Below are 21,963 nucleotides of genomic sequence, written 5' to 3' on the forward strand. Positions count from 1 at the left end.
GGTTAGCACACTTCAGCAGGAGCGGGTGGCCGAGGCGTATTACCATTTTTTCAATGGCTGCGGTGTCAGCCTTCCTTCACGCCTTTCTCGATGCGCTCGCCGATGGTCTGGTCAATGTTCTTCCAGTACTCGAACACCCGGGAAAGGACCGGCTCCTTCACGCCACCTTTCACGTGCCCGACCACATTGTTCACCAGCCGGTCCCGGGCGGCCTGGTCCATCACCCTGTTGATCAGGACATTGGCCTGGCTGTAATCGTCGTCGTCTTCCCGCAGGGTGTAGGCCGCCCGCACCATGTCGCCGCTGGTTTCCCAGGTGGAGTCCGTGGGGTAGCGCTCGCCGTCGGCGCTGGGACCGCCCTTGGAGTTGGGGGCATAGACCGGGTCGGTCACATTCCTGATGCGCATGGCGCCATCTTTGCTGTAACTGTGAACCGGTGCGACGGGTTCATTGACCGGGATCTGCCTGTAGTTCGCCCCGAGCCGTGCCCGGTGCGCGTCTGCATAGGAAAATACACGGGCGATCAGCATCTTGTCCGGGCTGATACCAATGCCCGGAACCAGGTTGTTGGGCTCGAAGGCCGCCTGCTCGATCTGGGTATGGAAGTCGACCGGGTTCTTGTTCAGGGTGAGCTTGCCCACCTTGACCATCGGGTAATCGCTGTGGGGCCATACCTTGGTCAGGTCGAAAGGATTGATGCGGTAGGTTTCCGCCTCCCTGAATGGCATGATCTGCATGTACAGGGTCCAGCTGGGGTGGTGGCCGTCGCGGATGGACTCGAACAGGTCTCGGCGGTGGTAGTCGGCATCCTCGCCGGCAACCCTGTTGGACGCCTCCTGGGTCAGGTAGTCGATACCCTGGTCCGTCTTGAAGTGATACTTCACCCAGAATTTCTCACCGTTCCTGTTGACCCACATGTAGGTATGGCTGGAATAGCCGTTCATATGGCGCCAGGTCTTGGGAATACCCCGGTCACCCATCAGCCAGGTAACCTGGTGGGCGGACTCGGGCGACAGCGTCCAGAAATCCCACTGCATGTCATGGTCCCGCATGCCGTTATCGGCACGGCGTTTCTGGGAGCGGATGAAATGCTGGAATTTCATGGGGTCACGTACGAAGAAGATGGGCGTATTGTTGCCCACCATGTCGTAGTTGCCCTCGCTGGTGTAGAACTTGATGGAAAAGCCCCGGGGGTCGCGCCAGGTGTCGGGGCTGCCCCTTTCCCCCGCCACGGTGGAAAAGCGGATCAGCACATCGGTTTTGGTGCCCTTCTGGAACAGGGCCGCCCTGGTGTAGGGGCTCATGTCCTCGGTGGTTTCGAAATAGCCGAAGGCGCCGCCCCCCTTGGCGTGGGGCTGCCGTTCCGGGATGCGCTCGCGGTTGAACTGGGCCATCTGCTCGATCAGGTAGTGGTCGTGGAGTAGCAGCGGGCCGTTGGGGCCTACTGAAAGCGAGTGTTCGTCACTGGCTACGGGGATGCCGGCATCTGTGGTGGTTGGCTTGTCATTTGCCATCGTTCCGTCTCCTCATCATTGGTATGCGGAGTGATGCTGACAGGACTGCCTGATACCTCACTGCGACGTCCGTGCCGGAAGCCAAAGGTATTCCCTGAACATCGTTCGTTGTGTTTGCAGCACGATTATCTATAGGTGATGGAGGGCGACCTGGCCAGCGCCAACGGATGAACCGGTTTTTATTGGCATTGATTGTCTTCGCTGATGTTTATTTCCGGTAACATGGTGAAAAGCCCGGCTGGCGGCAAACGTTGTGTAAAGGTCAGACCAGACGGGGCACTAGCAGATGACCAATGATTCACTGTCCATTGTCCGGACGTTGTCGGTATCGTAATCTTTAATGAATGTTCTGATTTCTGAAGTGCCCAACGGATGAGTGATCCCGCGAACCTGCAACAGGTGCTGGACCGTATCAGTCAATCGGCTGTCCGCGATCGACAGGTAACCTTTGGCGATGTCATCGACACCGTTGGCAGCCGGTCATTCGGGCCTGTACTGATGACGATTGGCATCCTGCTGTTGTCTCCTATCAGTGGCATCCCGGGCGTTCCGACCCTCAGCGGGCTGCTGATCCTGTTTATTGCCGTACAGATCCTGGTTCTGCAGGAAGGCTTCTGGCTGCCGGCCTGGATCATGGAACGTCATCTGCCCAGTGACAAACTGCTGAAAGGTATCCGCTTTCTTGAGCCTGCCGCCACCTTTATCGACGCCCGCCTCCACCCGCGGCTGGTTCTGGTGGTGCGTGGTCCGGGCAGCTACCTGTTGGGGGGCATATGCGTAGCGATCGCCTGCGCGATGCCGCTGATGGAAATCATCCCGTTCTCTGCCACCGCCGCAGGCTTTGCCCTGGCGGTGTTCGGTCTTGCCATGATCTCGCTGGACGGGCTTCTGGCCCTGCTGGGGATGCTTTTCACCGGCTCTGTCGCCACGATGATACTGGTCAATGTGCTCTAGTGTCCCGTTTGGGGCACCAGGCGCATCAGCGCATTAACCAGACGGAGCACTAGAAGGCAGCGTTGTCTTCCCGGGGGGCGGTGTCTGCGAGGAAATGGACGATCGCCTTGCTGACGGCTTCCGGTGCTTCCTGCTGAATCCAGTGGCCGTAGCCGTCAAGCAGTTCCATCCTGAGATCGGGAACACGCGGGGTCATCATCTGATCGAGCTCGTCCCGGCCCGCTCTGGCGAGAACATTGTCGCGGGTGCCAGCAATGAACAGGGTGGGGCAGCGAATCTTCTGGTCCGCATAGGGGGCCATCAGCTCCCAGTTGCGGTCGATGTTGCGATAGTAATGAAGCCCGCCGGCAAACCCGCTGCGGCGAAAGGTTTCCTCCATGTAGTTCAGGTCCTCGTCGGTCAGCCAGCCGGGTTGTTCCAGCGGCTTGCCCAGGCGCTCCAGCCAGCCACCACCCCCTTCCAGGGTCTTGCCGAGTTCGGGCATTGCCCGTGGCGTGTCCGGTGAGCAGTAGAGCCGCTCGAGAATGGCCCGTGGGTCCTTGTCAAAATCGGCCTCGGCCTTGCCGGGCTCCTGGAAATAGAGCTGGTAGAAGAAACGATCACCGAAATGGCGTTTGAAGGCCTCGGTAGGGGCGACACCAGTACTCGGGCGCAGGGGCACACTGAGAATGACCAGCCGCCGCACCGCGTCCGGGTATTGCAGGGCAAAGTTCCAGCTGTTGATGGCACCCCAGTCATGGGCAATGAAGGTTGCCGGTGTGCCGCCGAAGTGATTGGCCAGCGCCAGCATGAAGCGGCCGATACGCACGGCGTTGTAGTCCTTCATGTCGGGTAGCGGGTCCGTTTCGCCAAAGCCCGGCATGTCCGGAGCCACCGCCTTATAGCCGGCGTTGGCCAGGGCCACCATCTGCGATCGCCAGCAATACCAGCATTCCGGCCAGCCGTGGATCAGCAGCACCGTGGGGCCTGTCCCCAAGGTCGCCACACGCGTACTCACGCCATCCAGTGTGATCTGTTCCAGCTTGATATCGCGGATGTCCGGGCTTGTGTTCATTATCTCTCCGCCAGCGATGGCTCCTGTTGATTGGTCGGTGCTGCAGCGGGACTATTGTCCACGGGTGACACCTGGACCGGAATGCCATTGAAGGCGGCATTGCCGGATAACTGGTCGATAGCCAGGTTATCGGTCACGTCGTTGGCGTTCACGCCGGCATGGGCACTGGCAACACGCAGGGCAACCCCGTCGCGATCATGACCCCAGCCATGGGGGAGGCTGACCACGCCACGCATGATGTCTGTGGTCAGTCGGACGGAAGTGAATACTGCCCCTGCCCGGGTGGTTACCCGCACCCCGGCACCGTCTGTTACACCACGGTTGCTGGCATCGTCCGGATGCATGAACAGTGCGCAGCGGTCGCGGCCTTTGGCCAGTCGCTGACTGTTGTGCATCCACGAGTTGTTGGTGCGCAGGTCCCGGCGACCGATCAGCCGGAGGTTGCCGCTGTCGCCCTCGCTGCCGCCAAACTCGGCCAGCAGGCGTTGTAGATCGTCCACCACCACTGCCGGCCGGGCCTGGATCTTCTGGTCCGGTGTAAACAGGTACCCGGGGAACTGTGGCTGCAACGGCCCCAGGTCCAGACCGTGGGGATAGCGACGCAGCACGTCGAGGCTCAGCCCCTCGTCGTATTCCACCGGCTCTCCGGAATTGTAGTCGGTAAATCGCTCACTGTAAGGGCCAGTGCGCAGGCCCTTGTCCAGGATCTGCTCCGGGGACGGGAGGTCTGGCATGCGGAAGGGGCCGGGCTCACCGCTCTTGTAGTGGGCCAGCCGCGCGGTCAGGCCCTGCAGAATCTCCCAGTCGGAGCGACTGTCCGGGCTGTGCTCGAACAGCGGGCCGGAGTAACGGGCCAGATTGCGCACCGCCAGCAGGTTGAACACGATGTCGTATTGCTCGTGCTCAAGCGGACCGGTAGGGGGCAGGATAAGGTCCGCATGGCGCGAGGTCTCGTTGAGGTAGAAGTCCACCGCGACCATGTACTCGAGCCCTGCCAGGCCCTGTTCCATCAGGCCACCATTGGGTGTGGACAGGGCCGGGTTGCCCGCCACGCAGACCAGGGCCTTTATCTGGCCGTCGCCGGGGGGGGTCATCTCTTCGGCCATGGCGGCGGACGGCAGCGAGCTGCTGAACTCCGGCAGCCCGCGGACCCGGCTGTGATAGGTGCCAAAGCTGCCTGAGCGTCGATCCAGCGCCTTGTGGAAGGCCGGGTTGGTGAACATGGCACCGCCGGGCCGGTCCATATTTCCGGTGATGATGTTCAGCACGTTGATCAGCCAGTGATTGAGGGTGCCGTAGCTCTGGGTGGCCACGCCCATGCGGCCATAGCAGACGGCGCGGTCGGCAGCGGCAAAGGCTTCCGCGATACGCTCAATCTCGGCCTGGGGTATGCCGCAGTGTTCGCTGACATCGGTCATCGGGAACTGGCGGAACAGCGCCAGCAACCCATCCCAGTCATCAATGTACTGGCTGAGGTGAGCCGGGTCGCAAAGGTCCCGGTCGATGATGTGGCGGATCAGGCCGATCAGGAACAGGGCATCGGTCCCCGGGCGGATAAAGTGGTGCTCGTCCACATAGCGGGCGGTCTCGTTGCGTCGGGGATCCACCAGCAGCACCTTGCCACCCCGATCGCGAATGCCTTCCAGCCGACCGAGAATGTCACCGGCGGTCATCAGGCTGCCATTGGACACCGCCGGATTGGCGCCGAGCATCAGCATGAAGTCGGTACGGTCGATGTCGGGAATGGTGAACATCTGGCCGTTACCGAACATCAGGTAAGAGGTGAGCTGATGGGGCATCTGGTCGAGGGAGGCGGCAGTGAACATATTGCGCGACCCGAGGGCCTTGCGCAGGCTGCCGGCGCTCAGTATCACGCCAAGGTTGTGGGAGGAGGGGTTGCCCCAGTAGCCGGCCACGGCGTCGTCACCATGGGCAGTCTGGATCTCTGCCAACCTGGCAGCGGCCTTGTCCAGGGCGCTATCCCAGTCGATGGACACCCACTGACCGTCCACTTTCTCCAGGGGCGTTTTCAGCCGATCCGGGTCGTTGTGAAGATCCTGCAGCGCGTAGCCCTTGGGGCAGATGTGGCCCCGGCTGTGAGGATCGTCGGGGTCCCCTTCAATGGACACAATGGTATCGCCGCGATGGCGGATGGTTACCCCGCACATGGCCTCACACAGAGTGCAGCTGCGGTGGTGGGTCTGGATTGGCTGGCTGGCCTCCCGCTCGGCCTCAAGGGCCTTCTGCTGTCGGGCTTCGCGGATGATCTGCAGCATGGCACTGACGTCGGTAACCTTGCGGCGCGGGCGGCCGCTCTCTCGTCCCTGCTGCTGTTCGTGCTCGTCCAGCAGGCGCCAGTCGGCGAAGCTGACCCAGTCAACACCGCGCGTCTCAAGCAGCGCAGCGATATCCTCGGGGATGTGGCGGGGGCTCTGGGACAGGTCGGCCACCAATTGTGCCACCGAGGCGGTGGCGCAGGACTTGTTGCTGCCGATAACGCCACTGGCACCGCGTTTTATCCAGCCAGCAGCGTATTCCGCGCCGCGCCCCTCGGTTGCCGGGCTCAGGCGGCCGTCCTCATGCAGCACCACGCCCCGGTCCGCGTTGAAGGGCACGTCGTCCAGCGGTTCGCCCTGGTAGCCGGTGGCGTGCACGATCACACCGCAGTCCAGGGAGTCCTGTTCGCCGGTGGTCTCTGCCACCATGCGCCCTTCCGGCGTAGTCCCGAGACGAGTCCGGTCGAGGGTAATGGTTCGGCCGCCAGCCGGTTCCTCCGGGCCGATAGCGGCGGGACTGGCAAAGAACTCGAAGCGGATCCGTTTACCGCCCCGGGTCGGCCTGCCAGCGGCCTCCTGCAACAGGCGCAGGTTCTCAGCGGCTTCATAGCTGTCGCTCTGCGCGGCCTCGGAGGTCGCCGCCTGTTCCAGTACTTCCGGGTCTACCGAAATATCCACATTCTCGAGCGCCAGCAGCTGCTCCAGTTCCTTGGGCGTAAAGGCCGCCTGCAAGGGCCCCCGGCGTGCCAGCAGTACCACGTCATTCACCTGGCTGTGGGCCAGGCAGGCCAGCGCGTCATCAGCCATGTCGGTGCGGGCCAGCTCCGCCTCTGACAGCACCAGCATGCGCGCGATATCCAGCGCGACGTTGCCCATACCGATGATCACGGCCCGGCGATGACTGAGGTCTACTGTCAGGCCCTGGTGGTCCGGGTGGCCGTTGTACCAGCCCACGAACTCCGACGAGCCGAAGGTGTTGGGGCTGTCGGCACCGGGAATCGCCAGGGGCCGGGAACGGGAGCCACCGGTCGCGTAAATCACACCGTGGTAGTGGCTGAGCAGTTCGGCCCGTTGCAGGTCACGACCCAGGGCCACATTGCCAAAGAAGCGAACCTGGGGTGACTCGGCAATTCGTTCAAACCCGGATGACACCGACTTGATCCGCTGGTGGTCCGGAGCCACCCCATAGCGGATCAGGCCGAACGGCGTGGGCAGCTTCTCGAAGATGTCCACCCGTGCCGCCGGTAGTTGTCGCATCAGGGCCTCGGCGGCAAAAAAGCCGGACGGCCCGGAGCCCACCACGGCGAACCGGGCGCCGCTGCCGGCCTCGGCTGCGGCAGCGGCGTGCTGGTCCCGGCTCTCGCGGATCAGCGGCAGCTCGGGCGCCAGGGTTGCGTTGATGTCGATGTATTCACGCTGGGTCTGCGGTACCGCTGACTCCGGGAAAATGGCCTGTTCCGGGCACTCGGCAACGCAGGCGTTGCACTCGATGCAGGTGGCCGGATCAATCACCAGCATGTCCGCCCCCTCGCGGAAAGCGTCCACCGGGCAGACATCCACACAGAGGGTGTGCTTGTGGTTGATGCAGGATTCGGTGACGACGTAGGCCATGGTGCTCTCCAGACAGAACGAGGGGACGTTAAACGTTGGTATGGTAGGTGGCTCCCGGTGAAGGGTATTGGCACTTTTCCCGGAAATTGACATTTTGTGCCAGCCTGTCGATAGTGACGGCATGAACGACCAACAGGATGTGATTGCCAGCTCATTCCTGCGCCCACTGCTGCACTACGCCGATGAGCGGGACCTCGTGGTACCGGATTTCAGGGCGCGGTGTGAGCGTGCCCTGGAGGATGCCTTTGTCGGGGCGACGGTGTTGTGTGATCTGCTGGACGAACTTTACCAGGCCGATCCTTCGCCGGCGCTGGGGCTTCGGTTAGGTGGCAATGTGGACTTCGCCAGTTTCGGGCTGGTGGGGTACCTGGTGAGCTCCTGCGCCACCGTGGGCCAGGCGTTGGGGCGTTATCGGCGTTTCCAGCCCCTGCTGCAGAGAGGCCTTGAGAGCTGGGTGGAGCCGACGGTCCGGGGGCTGAAGCTGAACTGGCGACAGCCAGTGGCCAACACGCGGCTGGCTCTGGAATTCAGCGTGGCGGTTTTCCTCAAGCTCTATCGCTCGTTGGTGGACGGGCAGTATCCGGTGTTCAGCGTTGGTTTTCCCTTTTGTGAGCCGGCTGAGCCCGGGCTCTACGAAGCGTTGGTAGGGTGTCCGGTGCGGTTCGATGCCGACGCTATGTACGTAGAGGTGCCGGAGTCCGCCATGGCGATGCGCCTGTCCGGTCGTGATCCCCAGTTGCAGCGTATGCTGGAGGAGCATGCCAACAAAGCGCTGGGCCTGACCCTGCGTCGCCACGACAGTGACGGGTTTATCTCACAGGTGCACGCCACGGTGGTGCAATCACTTCAATATGGTCATGTGGCGGCAGCTGACATTGCCCATGTAATGGGATATCCGCTGCGAACCTTCTACCGGAAGCTGGGTGCGGCAGGCTGCAGCTACCGTTCCATATTGGCTGAGGTGAGACTGAGGCTGGCCCGGCAATTCATGGAAGATCCTTCGCTCTCCAATACCGAGATCGGCCTGCGACTGGGATACTCCGAACAGAGTTCTTTCATTCGCGCCTTCCGCGGCTGGACCGGCAGCACACCCGCGGACTATCGCCGCGATCTCCTGTTAAGGAAAGCGCGGAGGACTCGGTGAGCGGTCCACGTCTGGCCCTGGCGGTCATCGTCGCCGCCCAGTTCATGGCGACGTCCCTCTGGTTTACCCCGAATGCCGTCATGACGCCCCTGATGGCCGAATGGAATGCCAGCACGGAACAGATCGGTGCCCTCACCGGTGCGGTCCAGCTGGGGTTCATCCTGGGTACCCTGGTGTTCGCATTGTCGGGCCTGGCGGACCGCTGGCGGGCCAGCCGAATTTTCCTGGTCAGTGCGCTGGCCGGCGCACTGGCGAACGGGTTGTTTGTGCTGTCGGCGGGGCCGGACACCGCCATGGTGTGGCGGTTTATCACCGGGCTCTGCCTGGCCGGTGTCTATCCGGTGGGCATGAAACTGGTGGCCAGCTGGGCGCCGGAGCGTAAAGGGTTTGCCCTGGGCTGGCTGGTGGGCATGCTGACGCTGGGTACCGCCTTTCCCCATCTGATGCGGGCCATCAGCCCGGATTGGGGCTGGCAGCCGGTGGTGCTTGCCTCGTCGGTACTGGCGGTCTTCGCCGGCGCCATGATCGCATGGCTCGGCGATGGCCCCGGCCTGCCCGCCACTGGACGCTTTGACTGGGGCGGCGTGATCCGCGCGTTTCACCAGCCCCGTTTCCGGGCTGCCGCCCTGGGATACTTCGGGCATATGTGGGAACTTTATGCTGTCTGGGCGCTGGCACCATTGCTGGTTGCCCGGAGCCTGGGTCAGGCAGAGCCGGATTCGGCCATGGTGCCGGCCGCCACTTTTGTCTTCATCGCCGCTGGCACCGTCGGCTGCGTGCTGGGAGGCGTGGTCAGCCGGCGTATCGGCAGTGCCCTGGTGGCGTTTGTGGCCCTGGCGGTTTCCGGGCTGATGTGCCTGTTCTGGCCCTGGCTGGACGCCCTGCCTACCTGGCTCTCGTTGTTGCTGCTGGTGGTCTGGGGCATGGCCGTCATCGCCGATTCGCCCCAGTTTTCCGCCTTGGCGGCCGAGGCCGCCCCTGCCGAATCCGTGGGCAGCTCGCTGGCCATCATGAACAGTATCGGTTTCCTGCTGACGGTGTTTTCCATACAGTTGACCGCCAGTTTCTGGCAGGGGCTGGGCACGGGAGTAACCTGGTTGCTGGTGATCGGCCCGGTGCTGGGCCTGGTGTCGCTGTTGCCCTTGTGTCGCCGCTGAGGCGTGGTTGCCAATCTCGGGTTGAGGGCGCAGGATATGAACTCTTTCTACCCGGACGAGGGAGCGTGTTCGTGCCATACGTAAACATCAAGATTACTGACGAAAACGTGTCATCGGAAGACAAGAAAGCCCTGATCGAGGGCGCGACGCAACTGCTGCAGGACGTACTCGGCAAGAACCCGGCCACCACCGTGGTGGTCATTGACGAAGTGAATACCGACAACTGGGGCATCGGCGGCGAACAGGTCACCCATCGTCGCAAGCGCGGGCAGTAGAGCTGTCACTTTGATACCACTGGATCCCGATGCCTGGAGCCTGACCCAGGCGCTGATCGTGTTCGGCGTCTGTGCCTCGGTCATTGCCATCGTTGGTACCCGTATTACCCGGGTGGTCGACCAGCTGGCCGACCGTACCGGCATTGGCGAGGCTGCCGCTGGCGCCGTCCTGCTGGGTGCGGCCACCTCCCTGGGTGGTTCGGTACTGTCGGTAACGGCAGCCTGGAACAATCATCCGGAACTGGCGGTCAGCAACGCCCTTGGTGGCATTGCGGTACAGACGTTCTTCCTGGCGGTGGCGGATATGTTCTACCGCCGGGCCAACCTGGAACACGCAGCGGCCTCGGTTCCCAACCTGATGCAGAACGGCCTGCTGATCTGCCTGCTGGCCATCATCATGCTGGCTCCGTTGATGCCGGACGTCACCGTATGGGGCATCCATCCCATGACACCTTTGCTGTTCGGGTTCTACCTGTACGGCATCAATCTGGTGCACAAGAGCTCCGAGTCACCCATGTGGCGGCCCTTCCAGACCCGGGAAACCCGCGAGGATGTGCCGGACGACATCACCACCATGCCCTCGATGATCCGGCTTTGGGTGGAGTTCCTCATCATGATGGCCGTGCTCGGGTTTGCTGGCTGGACCCTGGAGCCCTCAGCCACCATTATCGCGAAGGAAACCGGCCTGGGGCAGACAGTCATCGGTGTGCTGCTGACAGCCATCAGCACATCGATCCCGGAACTGGTGACCTCCGTGGCGGCGGTCAGGCGTGGGGCCCTGACCCTGGCGGTGGGCGGCATTATCGGTGGCAACGCCTTTGATACGCTGTTTACCGCCGCCTCGGACATCGCCTACCGCAAAGGCTCTATCTACCATGCCATGAGTGAGGATGCCGAGTTCTGGGTGGCGCTGACGCTGCTGATGTCCGGCATACTGATCATGGGCCTGATCCGCCGGGAGCGCCAGGGTATCGGGCACATTGGTGCCGAGAGTATGGCGGTGTTGGTGCTGTACATCGGCGGGGTGTTGTTGATGTTTTACTGACCGGGACTCCCGGATGAGCCAGGTGCGTGCGTCGTCAAAGTCGGCCTATGTCAACAACGCTCAACCGGTATTTTACGCGCCTGGAGTGATTGTCTAAAAATTGTTCAGCCGCTATGTTGCGAAGGCCAATAACAACGACTATCGCAAGGAGCGAAGAACAATGACACCCATCCTGAAACCAGGGGCGGTTCCCCTGATGGTGTTGGCCCTCGGCACCCCCACTGCCGCCATCGGCGACGTCCTGTTCGAAGAAGGTTTTTCCAGCGGCATCGGCGCCTTCAATGCGACTGGTCGCGTCAGTTCCGGAGGTGGCTCTGTCACCCTGCGTGGTGGCTACAGCCCCGGTTCACTGGTTTCCCCTGACATCGACGTGGCCGGTTACAGCAACCTGCAGCTGGCCGTCAGCCGCCAGACCAGGCGGCTGGATGCCGGCGAATCCGGCCGTATCGAGGTGGCCATCAACGGCGGCCCGTTCCAGACCATTGAAGCCTCGAATAATGTCTCCGGTAGCGCGGTCTTTCCCCTGGAACCCGGCGCCGAGCGCCTGGCAATCCGCTTTTCCACCGATGCCAGCAGTTACTTCGAGTCCTACGCCATTGCCGACGTTCGCGTTGAGGGCGACGGCGGCGGGGCATCTCCGCAACCAGAGCCAGATCCGGAACCTGAACCGGAACCACCCGCGCCCGATCCGGGCCCCGGCAATGGCCAGAGCGAATTCTGGGAACTGTCCGGTAACCTGGGCACCCACGACCCCACCATCGCCCGGGAGAACGGCATCTGGTACGAGTTTCAGACCGGCCCCGGCATCTATCGCAAGATTTCCTACGATGGTGGCCGCTTCTGGGAGCCGCTGCCGTCGGTGTTTGGCTCTGGCCTCTGGTGGTGGCGCAACTACGTGCCCGGTCAGCAGGGCAATGATGTGTGGGCGCCGGATGTGAAGGCCTACAACGGCCGGGTATGGATGTACTACGCGGTGTCTACCTTCGGCTCCAACCAGTCGGTGATCGGCCTGGCCTCGTCCCCCAGCCTGGCAGCGGACAACTGGCGGGATGAGGGTGCGGTGCTCAGTTCCACTACCGCCGATAACTTCAACGCGCTTGATCCGGACCTGGTCATTGATGCCAACAACGAACCCTGGTTGACCTTTGGCTCCTTCTGGTCCGGCATCAAACTGGTGAAGCTGAACCCGTCCACCATGAAGCCCACGGGCCGCCACTACTCCCTGGCCAACCGGTCCGGCGGTATCGAGGCGCCCACCATTGTCCATCGCAACGGCTACTACTACCTGTTTGTGTCAGTGGGCAAGTGTTGTGAAGGGGTGAACAGTACCTATCGCATCCTTTATGGCCGCTCCCGGAACGTGACCGGCCCCTACGTGGACCGTAGCGGTCGCGACATGATGAACGGCGGCGGCAGCCTGCTGGATGGTGGCAATGATCGCTGGGTAGGGCCCGGTGGCCAGGATATCGCCGGTACCAGCGTGATCGCCCGCCACGCCTACGATGCCAGCGACAACGGCAATGCCAAACTGCTGATCAATAACCTCGTGTGGACCGACGACGGCTGGCCGTCCTACTGAGCGGGGCGCTGTCCGGTTGCAGCCGGTCACTTCGCTGAGGGAGCAGATTCCCCAGCGCTGGTGGCCTGGTGTAACCGGGCAAGGTTGCTTACGGCGTTGTCGTTGCAGGAGATGGTGCGGCTGCGGCCCTGGGTTTCCAGGGTGACGCCGATTGCCTCCAGGGTCTCCGGGCGGCTTTCATCCAGGTAGTGGTAGGCGGTGTAGCGGATACCCATATGCTGCCAGCTCAGGGTGTTTTCAATCACCTGGAAGCGCTGGCTGTACTGTGCCGTGAAAGTCTCGCCCAGGGAGCCTGCCAGGCGGTAGGCTTCTATGCCTGGCGTCTGCCAGATCACCTCCAGTTGCTGCTGGTCACGGCAGATGCGGATGTCCTGCGGGTCTGCCGGGCAATGGAAAACGGTATCGCAGCTGACGTGGGTCTCCGCCGTCTTTTCGGAGGCTTCGGCCTTGACTGCGGCTTCCTCCTCACTGCTGGCACAGCCCTGCAACGCCAGGGCAACAATGCCGGCCATGCCCGTGCGGATCATTGCTTGTTTTATCATATCTGTCGTCATTGTCTGCTGATGTCTCAAGTACCGCATCTCAATAGCACGGAAATCCATAGGTTATCGTGACACTCCGCTGAATCCGTGCAATCCATGGTAACCGGTGCGATGGTATACTTGACGCCTTCCGTCTTGTATCGCAACCGTACGCTGTGCCTGATCCTGCCCGCAACGTCTGAAAGCAGGACGTGTCCGGTCACGGTGGCCTTGCAGAACTGATCAGCGTGCCCCATCGTAGGTTTGAGGTCAGTGTCCCGTCTGGCGAATGAGCCAAACCGGACACTAATCCAGTGATTCTACCGAATCATATGGTTTCAGCGACAGGAGGACACTATGGCGTTCGACGCATTACCCCCCATCGGCATGGGCACCTTTCGTCTCAAGGGCGATGATGCCAGGGAGGCGGTTCGCAGTGCCCTGTCCCTGGGTTACCGTCATATCGACACAGCGCAGATGTATGGCAACGAAGCCGCCGTGGGCGATGGCATCACCACCAGTGGCATTCCCCGGCGGGAGATTTTCATCACCACCAAGATCTGGTTTGACCGTCTCCATCGCAGCGACCTGATCAACAGCCTGCAGACCAGCCTGCAACAGCTGAAGACGGACCACGTGGACCTGGCACTGATCCACTGGCCCTCGCCGGACGATGAAGTGCCCATGGAGGAGTACCTGACCGCGTTGCGGGACGCCCAGCGGGAAGGGTTAACAGACCATATCGGCCTGTCCAACTTCACCTGCGCCCAGATGGACCAGGCCCGGGAGATCCTCGGCGACACGCCCATCTTCACCAATCAGGTGGAAGTGCATCCGTTCCTGGCCAACCGCAAGTTGGTGGACCATGCCCAACGACTGGGCATCCCGGTGACCGGTTACATGCCTCTGGCCGTGGGCAAGGTGATGGAGGATGAGACCCTGCAGCAGATCGCCAGTGCCCACCATATCACCCCGGCCCAGGTGGCCATTGCCTGGTGTGCCGCCCGCGGGGTGGTGCCCATTCCGTCGTCCACCCGGCCCAAACATCAGACCCAGAACCTGGATGCCCTGAAGATCAGGCTGACCGATGACGAGATCCGCACGATCGACGCCCTGGACCGGAACGAGCGCATCGCCAACCCGGATTTCGCCCCCAACTGGGACTGAGGCGAGGGAAACTGGCCGCTATCAGCCCATGTGCGCCTGCTCATGGGCCAGCAACCACTGTTTCCGCTCAATGCCACCGGCATACCCGGTCAGCGACCCGTTGGCCCCGATCACCCGGTGGCAGGGCACGATAATACCGATGGGGTTGCGGCGATTGGCCAGACCCACCGCCCGGGAGGCTTTCTGGTTGCCAATACGCCGGGCCAGCTGGCCATAGGTTTCCGTCTGCCCGTAGGGAATCTCCCGCAGCGCCGCCCAGACCGCTTGCTGGAAGCCGGTTCCGGCGCCGGCCAGGGGCAGGTCGAACTGCTGCAGTGTGCCCTCGAAATAGGCGGTTAATTGCTCCAGGGCCTCCTGAAAGCGCTGGTCGTCACGGTGCCAATGTTCGCCCATGGTTGGTCGGGTCGCCTGCTGTTCCATGTGCAGTCCGGTAATGGCGTCGCCATCGCCGGTAATCAGCAGGGTGCCGATGGGCGAGTCCAGCTCGGTGTAGTAAACCGTGTCTGTTTGTGGATGCATGGTGTGATCCTCCCGATGGGTCCGATTATCCGCCCTGGCCCAGCGCGTGCCAAAGGTGAAAGGCGGCATAGGCGCGCCAGGGCCGCCATTGTTGTGAACGGGCGTCCAGTTCCGCCGGTTTGTCGACGCCAGCGCCCCTGAGCAGCCCCAGGTCCGACACCGGAAACGCATCCGGGTCGCCCAGGGCACGCATGGCGATGTATTCGGTGGTCCAGGGGCCGATGCCCGGTAAGGCCAGCAACTGTTGCCGGGTCTTGTCCCGGTCGGCAGACGCAGTCAGGCGTAGTGAGTGGTCACCTACGGCCCGGGCCAGCGTCAGCAAGGTATCCGACCGCCGCCGGGTGAGCCCGCAGTCCAGCAGATCCTGTTGCGACAGGCCGGCGATACGCTCCGCTGTGGGCGGTAGGCGATCCAGGCCGGCAAAGGGGGTATCCATGGGCTCCCCGAAGCGTTCCACGATACGCCTGAACACCGTGGTGGCGGCCTTCACCGAGATCTGCTGGCCCAGAATGGCCCTCAGCGCCAGCTCAAAACCATCCAGGGTGCCGGGCAGGCGCAGCCCGGGTGTTTGCCGCACCAGGGGCGCGAGCTGATCGTCCCCTGCCAGGCACTGGCCAATGCTTTGCGAATCCGCATCCAGATCAAACAGCTGCCGCAGCGGTTGCTGCAGCACCGGCAGGCAGCGGAGCAGGGACGGGGACAGTTGCACCTGCAGCACGTTGTCCGCTACGGGCCGTGCCGCCAGCCAGCCCTTCACTTCGCCCACGCGCAGGGTGCGGACATAGTGGCCGTCCATCAGCCCCTGGGTATGACCATCGGAACGACTGACCAGAAACATCGTCAACGCCTCCCAGGCCAGCGGTGGCCGAAAGCCCAGCCGCAGCGGGATACCCTCGTCCGCCGGAAACGCCCGCGACCGCCGCAGCCTGGAGGGCGTCAGCCCATAGGCCTGGCGGAACACCCGGTTGAACTGGCGGACGCTGGCAAACCCGCTGGCAAAGGCCACGTCCACCAGCCGCAGGTCGCTGTCCGTGAGCAACTGCTTGGCCAGCAGCAGCCGGCGGGTACGAGCGATGGCCAGAGGCGTTACCCCGAACTCTGCCATGATTATCCGGCGTACCTGCCGGCTGCTGAGCTGGAACTCGTGCGCCAGGGCTTCCAGCCCGGACTCCTCCAGGGCACCACCATGGATGCGATCCACCAGCGCCCAGGCCAGCCGCCGGGAGCCATCCATGGGCGCCAACCCCGGGGCCAGTTCCGGCCGGCAGCGAAGGCAGGGCCGGAAGCCGGATTGTTCCGCCAGCGCCGCATTGGCAAAGAACCGGCAGCTATCAGGTCGTGGCCGGATCGCCGGGCACACCGGGCGGCAATAGATGCCGGTGCTGCGCACACCCACGTACAGCTGCCCGTCGAAGCGGGCGTCCCGGGCGTGGATAATCTGATAGCACTGTTCGTCTGATAGCATCATGGCAGTCGGCATAGGGTGACTCATGGAAAGAGCTTAACGCCGGCACCCGGGCTTGTCTGGTCATTTTCGGACATGGACCTTCTGGACGTAACAGCCCCCGCCACGGAGAATGGCGGTATACCCACAAATACCCGGAAACAGCGCAACACCCATGGCCCTGGACACCACCGAACTCAACCGCCAAAGCTACCAGCTGGACCACCTGGATGACGTCTGGCTGTTTGGCTATGGCTCGCTGATCTACAAGGTGGACTTCCCCTACCTGGAGCGCCGGGTGGCCAGCATCCAGGGCTGGGCGCGCCGCTTCTGGCAGGGCTCCCACGACCACCGCGGCACCCCGCAGGCCCCCGGCCGCGTCGCCACCCTGGTGGAAGCCCCGGGCGAAACTTGCGTCGGCATGGCCTACCGGGTATCACCGGACACCTTCGAGCACCTGGACCACCGGGAAAAGAACGGCTACCTGCGCTTCTTCACCCCCATGACCTTCGCCGACAAGGGCCATGCGGAAGGTCTGGTCTACGTCGCCGGCCCCGATAACGCCGCCTTCCTCGGCCCCGCACCGCTGGATGAGATGGCGAAACATATAGCCCGCTCCCATGGGCCCAGCGGGGCCAATGCCGAGTACCTGCTGCACCTGGCCAGGGCCCTGGAGGATCTGGGGGCTGAGGATGAGCATGTGTTTGGGTTGGCGCGGCGGGTGGCAGCCATCAAGGCAACTGTGCCCTGAGGCGACGGTAGATTGCCAACTACGTCATTGGACGTGCTGGCGCTGATGGGTATACTGCTGGCCTGATGGAATAAAACCAAGGACGTTTCACGGAGGAAAACCCAGGATGGGAAAGTCTGCTGCTACCCGTATTGTCTATCGTATCCTTGCTAAAGGAGTGCGGTGCCCTGCCTCTGATGAGGCCCTCGAATTCCCTCGCCCATTGTCTGTTTCATCCATACTTTTCGGACCGGTCGTCCGCCAGATTTCAACAGCGACATCAAATCTCCATTGAGACTCACAGGGAGTTGTGATCATGGGAAACCCCATTGCCTTTCTGACCGCCTACCACGTCTGCCCAAAAAAATCAGGCAGCAAGGACCATGTCGGTGGCAAGATTTTCAAGGCGGCCAGAACGGTCACCACCGGAGGCCTGCCCGTTGCACGCGTCAACGACAAGCTTGCGTGCGAGTGCGGATCGGACACCATTGAAACCGGATCGACCGGTGTCTTCTGCGAAGGACAGCCCGTTGCCTATGTCGGGAGCATGACGTCTCACGGTGGGCAGGTCGTTGAGGGTAACGGCACGGTTGCCGTGGGTGAAAAAATCTCCGGCAGCCCCTACAACGGGCTGGAGGCCGAGATGCTGGCAGAGCACATTGATAAGCCGGTGGATAAGGCGGACTCCGGGCCGACGGTCAAGCAGAATGCTCAGGAGGCACCGACGCCAGCTACCCGGAGCACCGACGCTCCGGTCAGCAAGTAGACAGACACGTCCAGCGCGCCAGACAGTCTGTTACAGCCAAGGTCCACCTCCGAAGAAGAAGAGCGTGAGTTGATTGTGGAGGTTCTGGGTAGAAGCCACCCTGACGGACACAAATTCTGTTTCTTCGACTACGAGGGAGTAGACCCTACCCCTGTCAGCCTTGATGGGAAACTAAGCAAAGAGCCGACGGATAGTTCCGTCCTCTATCGATGGGATTGGAATGGCGAGCCGGAACGGCGGTTATTCATGGAAATTGCCACTGAGAGCGGTGATCCCATCCGGGTCCCCTTCCTGCATCAGGCAAGAGACGTGGAGTACCAGAACAAAGAACAGGACGAGCGTCAGAAGCACGTGGTGGTTCCCGTGGTGGCATCCACGCTGATCTCGGGCCTGACGAAGACAGAAGCGGTATCCGGCAAGCCGCCGAAAGAGACGAACCCGCACCACCACGTACTGTGCCGTTCCGGTTTTCTCTATTTCTTCTACGGGAGCAAGCTCTGGCGGGAAGTGGAAGTGACCATTACCGAGGACGGTACGCCTCAGTATCGGGACGTCCCACTGGATGTTTATCGCAAGAAAGACTCCGGTAAATTTGAACCGCGTTACCGGGACGTGACCGGGGTGGCGCTCGAGGAGATCTGGCTCCCATCACGTGTCCTGAACTTCTGGCAAACCGTGCAGGTCGCCTTCTCCGAGTCCCAGTGGACCGGTGAGCGGATAAACCTGTTCGAGAACTATACGGGCCAACGGGATGCCCGCTGTACGCTCATCGATATGGAAATGGGCGAACAGGACATCGCCAATGGTGCAGATCAGTACACCGAACCCTACCGCCACCATGTACTGCCTGCGCGTGTTCTTGAATTACAGCGACCGCGAGCTCCCGCCATCGAGTGGAACTATGATCGTCCAGAGGAGTATCTGCTGACGAAATCCGGCCTTTATGAGAATGATGAAACATCCAAGGCCCTGGATGTACATAGCCAGCACGAGAACAGCACTTCCTACGCACCAGTGCCGGAAGGCAAACGCCCCGAGATGAATGCATTATGCAATGTCCTGGCTGGCACCATGAGGGAACTGGACATCGAGGGTGTAGACACCAACCTTCCGGAATGGGAAAGGACTTCGGTCAAGTATGCGCCCATTGACCAGATCAAGCAGCGGAAAATCGGCGTTATTCGCCTGGACGACCACCTGTACCGTGTCCGGTATCTGCTGAAACGTCATCAAGCCGGGGCCTGGTTCGCCGATGCGGCCGTCCGCAGGGCCAAAGAACGGGAGTTCTTCGATTCGGCCTCGCTGGTCAATACCGTAGTGATTCCGGAAGGGATTGGTGGCAAACCAAATCCGTTCAACCAGCACAAGGATGAGATGGACGAAAAAGGCAAGCGGTTGCTGTCCTTCTCTCTGGCTGAGCACGAGCGTGCTATGGCCGTGGCTTACCTTGAAGACGTGCAGAACCAACTGATAGAGCGCCTGAATGACTCCCGCACCCAAAATGAGATCGTAGAGTTGTTTACCCACTATGGCTGCGATTATCTGGGGGCCTTCAGCTTCGTGACCGAAGTGCTTCAGACCGTCACCCGAGAGCCTTTCGAATGCGATGCACTTCACGGACTGGTCGAAGACGTCCGCGCTTATCGTGGGAAGCGCTGGGCGAACAGTGTCGCAGAAGGTCATATAGGCGGGTTATACCTCGCCCTGTTCCCCGACATGGAGAAGGACGATATCAATCAATCGTACCGGGGGCCCACGGAAGAGGAAAAGGATGAAGACCGGGCCTCGTACCGATCAAGCCGCGGCATCTATCAGGCGACGAAACTCTCGGCACTGGAGAATGCGGAACTGCCGGATGCGAACAGCCTGAAAACCCTGGACGGTCTGTCTGTCCTGCAGGCCGCCGAACAGGGCATCACACTGTCCGTCGCCCTGGCCGCCCTGAGGCCAATGGCTGGTCTAATGATGACCCTTCAGGGCAACCTGATCAGTGCGCTGGAGAACGCGAATAAGAAGGCGTTGGAGGCCAGGCAGGAGCGCCAGAAACTGGTAAGACTCCAAAGTGAGGAACAGGCAAAGAAAGTACAGATAAAAAACGAGGCTGATCAGCTCAGAGGAGAGATCGGACGGCTGGAAAAAGCCGAGAACGATCAACTCCGGCATCTGATGGACAAAGAGGACCGACTCCGAAGGTTGAGCGATAACAGGCGGCAGCTTCCAAAACTGGCCAGACGCATGCAGGAACTGGATGCCGGGATTGCCAGCCGGGCGCAGGCCATCGACGAACTGGGCGCCAGGATGCTGGCATTCAGGTCCGAATACACCATACGACTCGCCCATTATCTGCGGGGTAGTATGCCCGGCAGCTTTGCAAACCTGAAGCTGACCAGTTACTCCGAGGCCCTTGTTCAACAAAGTTTTGTCATGGGCGTGCCAGCAGCGATGGTCGCCAGGGACTACGACAGGCTCTACAAAGCCGCCCTGGAGGGTAAGCCTGACAAAGAAGTGGCCGTCAAAGCATTGCACGCGCAAGGGAAAGGGATCTATCAGGAATACCACGCAGACGTGAAGGTCCTGACCATGCCGGAAAACGAAGAGACGGCAAAGACCCTGCGCCAGTTGTCCGAAGCGGAAACGGAGTACGTGCAGCTCAGAAACGAATTGGACGAAGCCAGGAAGCTTGCCAACGACACACTGTTCACCCGGCCCACAGCGATTCGGCAGATAGAGCTGGAGAGCACGGTAGAACAGCGAACCGAGCTGGCCAGGACCAAGTTAAACCGGCGTATTAATTTGGATAGGATTGAGGCGAAATCGGAGGCCTCCGGTCAACGATTGTCCGATTTGACCAGGAGTGCGCATAAGGCCGCCAATGACTCGGCATCAGTGGCTGATACAGTTGCAGAGAAAGCATCAAGCAAGGTTTATCGGGCATTAAGCCATCCGATAGTTCCAATTGGGGTTTTGTTACTGGAAGGACTTAATGTTTACGCTCTTTATTCAACTTGGAATCGTGAAAGACGTATATCCAAGAAGCGTGCTGGTTTGAAGGCGATTTCCGCTGGATGGGATGTGGCTCTTTTGTCGGTAACTCTCGGTAACAGACTCGCTAGCAATGGTTCATTGATAGCCAGAAAAACTCAGTTTCTTCACCGAGATATTTTAACGAACAAAGTTGGGGACAAGATCGCTCGACTTCTGGGGAAGAGGTTGCTGTTGGGTGGGCTCTTGGGGATAGCGGGCGCCGCGCTAACGGCAATTTCCCTCAGTATGGATGCCGCCTACGCGCTAGACCTGGGCAACCCGGCTGTGGCCGCCGCCAACGGACTACTCGCAACCGGTGTTGTCTCCCTGACGGTATTTGGTCTGATGGCGGAGGGTGGCGTGCTCCTGATGATGGGGCCGGCAGGATGGCTGGCTGTTGGCGTTGCGGCCATTGTAGCTGGTGTCTGGTTGCTGTTTGCCTACAGCGACAAGCCCATCCAGACGTGGCTGCGAAACGGCCCATTCGGACCAGAGGACGGTGTTGCTACCCTCAAAACTAGCAAGGAGGCCTACCAAAGCTTGCTCAGTGTCTGTATGGGAATCCGCGCAAGGCTGGAGCCATTCGATGCCGGCAAAGAGACCCGGGACCATGATCTGATTGACGACACTGAAAGAGAAAGACTGACGGCCATATCTAAGAGTAACGCACGGGTGATCGTGAATAGTCCGGCGATCGGGTTGCAGAGCAGTATCGTAAAAGATGACCTCTCAGTAAAGCTGGGCCTGGTTGAGGAGTTAAAGAGAATCTATGCGGGAGATATTGACAAAGTAGATCAGAGCCGGTGGTCGGCGTCGAAAAAGAATCCAGTGCCGGACCACTTTGTGAATGACCTTGTTATCCTTTGGGAAGAAAGAAGCAACGACGGCTTGGTATTCTATATCGACCATCCACCTAAGCTGGAATATAAAGTGCCTGTGTCGCTGAACACGGAGAAGGAATACCTGGACTATGAGTACCATATAAAGGAGTACGTCTGGCATGTCAGCGCCCAGCTCAAGTTACATTACCAGAGCGGTGACTTTGTAGTCGTTCCGGCTCCCGATCCGGAAGATAACCTGCCCTATGATAAGAAAAACAACAAGCATGAACTTCCGGATTTTTCCGATAAAGACCAGCATTTCTGGCATCACGCTCGGCTGACATTTCCCCAGGGGGCCTAAG

General features: G+C 61.1%; 16 protein-coding genes and 1 pseudogene. 10 read left to right on the forward strand and 7 right to left on the reverse strand.

From position 1 onward, the window contains the following. Positions 1–65: 65 nt before the first annotated feature. Positions 66–1,514, reverse strand: coding sequence for a catalase (locus tag ACFOZ5_RS02285; protein ID WP_379885116.1), 1,449 nt, complete (start codon positions 1,512–1,514; stop codon positions 66–68). Between the two features lie 372 nt (positions 1,515–1,886). Here ACFOZ5_RS02285 and ACFOZ5_RS02290 point away from each other — a divergent pair, with 372 nt between their 5' ends. Then, entirely contained in the window at positions 1,887–2,468 is a 582-nt protein-coding gene (locus ACFOZ5_RS02290; protein WP_379885117.1) for an exopolysaccharide biosynthesis protein, read from the forward strand. A 49-nt stretch (positions 2,469–2,517) separates the two neighbouring features. Here the strand turns inward: ACFOZ5_RS02290 and ACFOZ5_RS02295 are convergent, their stop codons facing one another. The 3 genes and pseudogenes from ACFOZ5_RS02295 to ACFOZ5_RS02305 form a co-directional block, all read right to left on the reverse strand. Then, complete coding sequence (locus ACFOZ5_RS02295; protein WP_379885118.1) at positions 2,518–3,522, reverse strand: alpha/beta fold hydrolase; 1,005 nt, start codon at positions 3,520–3,522, stop codon at positions 2,518–2,520. Further along, positions 3,522–5,798, reverse strand: a complete 2,277-nt coding sequence (locus ACFOZ5_RS02300; protein WP_449288618.1) for a molybdopterin oxidoreductase family protein — start codon at positions 5,796–5,798, stop codon at positions 3,522–3,524. Before ACFOZ5_RS02300 ends, ACFOZ5_RS02295 begins: the two co-directional genes overlap by 1 nt. 678 nt (positions 5,799–6,476) lie before the next feature. Beyond that, positions 6,477–7,532: pseudogene (locus ACFOZ5_RS02305) on the reverse strand (FAD-dependent oxidoreductase); the annotation flags it as partial. On the opposite strand from ACFOZ5_RS02305, the gene ACFOZ5_RS02310 reads away from it, so the two are divergent. The 5 genes from ACFOZ5_RS02310 to ACFOZ5_RS02330 all read left to right on the forward strand — a co-directional run bounded on the left by ACFOZ5_RS02310 (position 7,531) and on the right by ACFOZ5_RS02330 (position 12,609). Beyond that, positions 7,531–8,553: an AraC family transcriptional regulator gene (locus tag ACFOZ5_RS02310; protein WP_379885119.1), complete on the forward strand. Its 1,023-nt coding sequence runs from the start codon at positions 7,531–7,533 to the stop codon at positions 8,551–8,553. The pseudogene ACFOZ5_RS02305 and the gene ACFOZ5_RS02310 sit on opposite strands and share 2 nt — an antisense overlap. Beyond that, positions 8,550–9,710, forward strand: a complete 1,161-nt coding sequence (locus ACFOZ5_RS02315; RefSeq protein WP_379885120.1) for an MFS transporter — start codon at positions 8,550–8,552, stop codon at positions 9,708–9,710. The genes ACFOZ5_RS02310 and ACFOZ5_RS02315 overlap by 4 nt, the downstream gene beginning before the upstream one ends. Positions 9,711–9,781: 71 nt before the next feature. Continuing rightward, positions 9,782–9,985, forward strand: a complete 204-nt coding sequence (locus tag ACFOZ5_RS02320) for a 2-hydroxymuconate tautomerase family protein (RefSeq protein ID WP_379885121.1) — start codon at positions 9,782–9,784, stop codon at positions 9,983–9,985. Positions 9,986–9,995: 10 nt separating this feature from the next. Beyond that, positions 9,996–11,030, forward strand: coding sequence for a sodium:calcium antiporter (locus ACFOZ5_RS02325; RefSeq protein ID WP_379885122.1), 1,035 nt, complete (start codon positions 9,996–9,998; stop codon positions 11,028–11,030). Between the two features lie 160 nt (positions 11,031–11,190). Further along, entirely contained in the window at positions 11,191–12,609 is a 1,419-nt protein-coding gene (locus tag ACFOZ5_RS02330) for a glycoside hydrolase family 43 protein (RefSeq protein ID WP_379885123.1), read from the forward strand. A 26-nt stretch (positions 12,610–12,635) separates the two neighbouring features. Here the strand turns inward: ACFOZ5_RS02330 and ACFOZ5_RS02335 are convergent, their stop codons facing one another. Further along, positions 12,636–13,151 (reverse strand): hypothetical protein, encoded by a 516-nt coding sequence (locus ACFOZ5_RS02335; RefSeq protein WP_379885124.1) that lies wholly within the window; start codon positions 13,149–13,151, stop codon positions 12,636–12,638. Between the two features lie 336 nt (positions 13,152–13,487). Here ACFOZ5_RS02335 and dkgB point away from each other — a divergent pair, with 336 nt between their 5' ends. Beyond that, entirely contained in the window at positions 13,488–14,297 is an 810-nt protein-coding gene (gene dkgB / locus ACFOZ5_RS02340; RefSeq protein ID WP_379885126.1) for a 2,5-didehydrogluconate reductase DkgB, read from the forward strand. Positions 14,298–14,318: 21 nt separating this feature from the next. On the opposite strand, the gene ACFOZ5_RS02345 is transcribed toward dkgB, so the two are convergent. Together ACFOZ5_RS02345 and ACFOZ5_RS02350 are read right to left on the reverse strand one after the other, a co-directional pair. Next, positions 14,319–14,816 (reverse strand): methylated-DNA--[protein]-cysteine S-methyltransferase, encoded by a 498-nt coding sequence (locus tag ACFOZ5_RS02345; RefSeq protein ID WP_379885127.1) that lies wholly within the window; start codon positions 14,814–14,816, stop codon positions 14,319–14,321. Between the two features lie 25 nt (positions 14,817–14,841). Then, positions 14,842–16,296, reverse strand: a complete 1,455-nt coding sequence (locus ACFOZ5_RS02350; RefSeq protein ID WP_379885128.1) for a DNA-3-methyladenine glycosylase 2 family protein — start codon at positions 16,294–16,296, stop codon at positions 14,842–14,844. A gap of 139 nt (positions 16,297–16,435) precedes the next feature. Here ACFOZ5_RS02350 and ACFOZ5_RS02355 point away from each other — a divergent pair, with 139 nt between their 5' ends. The 3 genes from ACFOZ5_RS02355 to ACFOZ5_RS02365 all read left to right on the forward strand — a co-directional run bounded on the left by ACFOZ5_RS02355 (position 16,436) and on the right by ACFOZ5_RS02365 (position 21,962). Beyond that, on the forward strand, positions 16,436–17,011 hold the full coding sequence (locus ACFOZ5_RS02355) for a gamma-glutamylcyclotransferase (protein WP_379885130.1): 576 nt from the start codon (positions 16,436–16,438) through the stop codon (positions 17,009–17,011). Positions 17,012–17,306: 295 nt separating this feature from the next. Beyond that, positions 17,307–17,756 (forward strand): PAAR domain-containing protein, encoded by a 450-nt coding sequence (locus ACFOZ5_RS02360; protein ID WP_379885131.1) that lies wholly within the window; start codon positions 17,307–17,309, stop codon positions 17,754–17,756. 246 nt (positions 17,757–18,002) lie between these two features. After that, on the forward strand, positions 18,003–21,962 hold the full coding sequence (locus ACFOZ5_RS02365; RefSeq protein ID WP_379885132.1) for a hypothetical protein: 3,960 nt from the start codon (positions 18,003–18,005) through the stop codon (positions 21,960–21,962). Position 21,963 lies beyond the last annotated feature (1 nt).

Source organism: Marinobacter lacisalsi (assembly GCF_042651045.1).
Taxonomy (GTDB): Bacteria; Pseudomonadota; Gammaproteobacteria; order Pseudomonadales; family Oleiphilaceae; genus Marinobacter; species Marinobacter lacisalsi.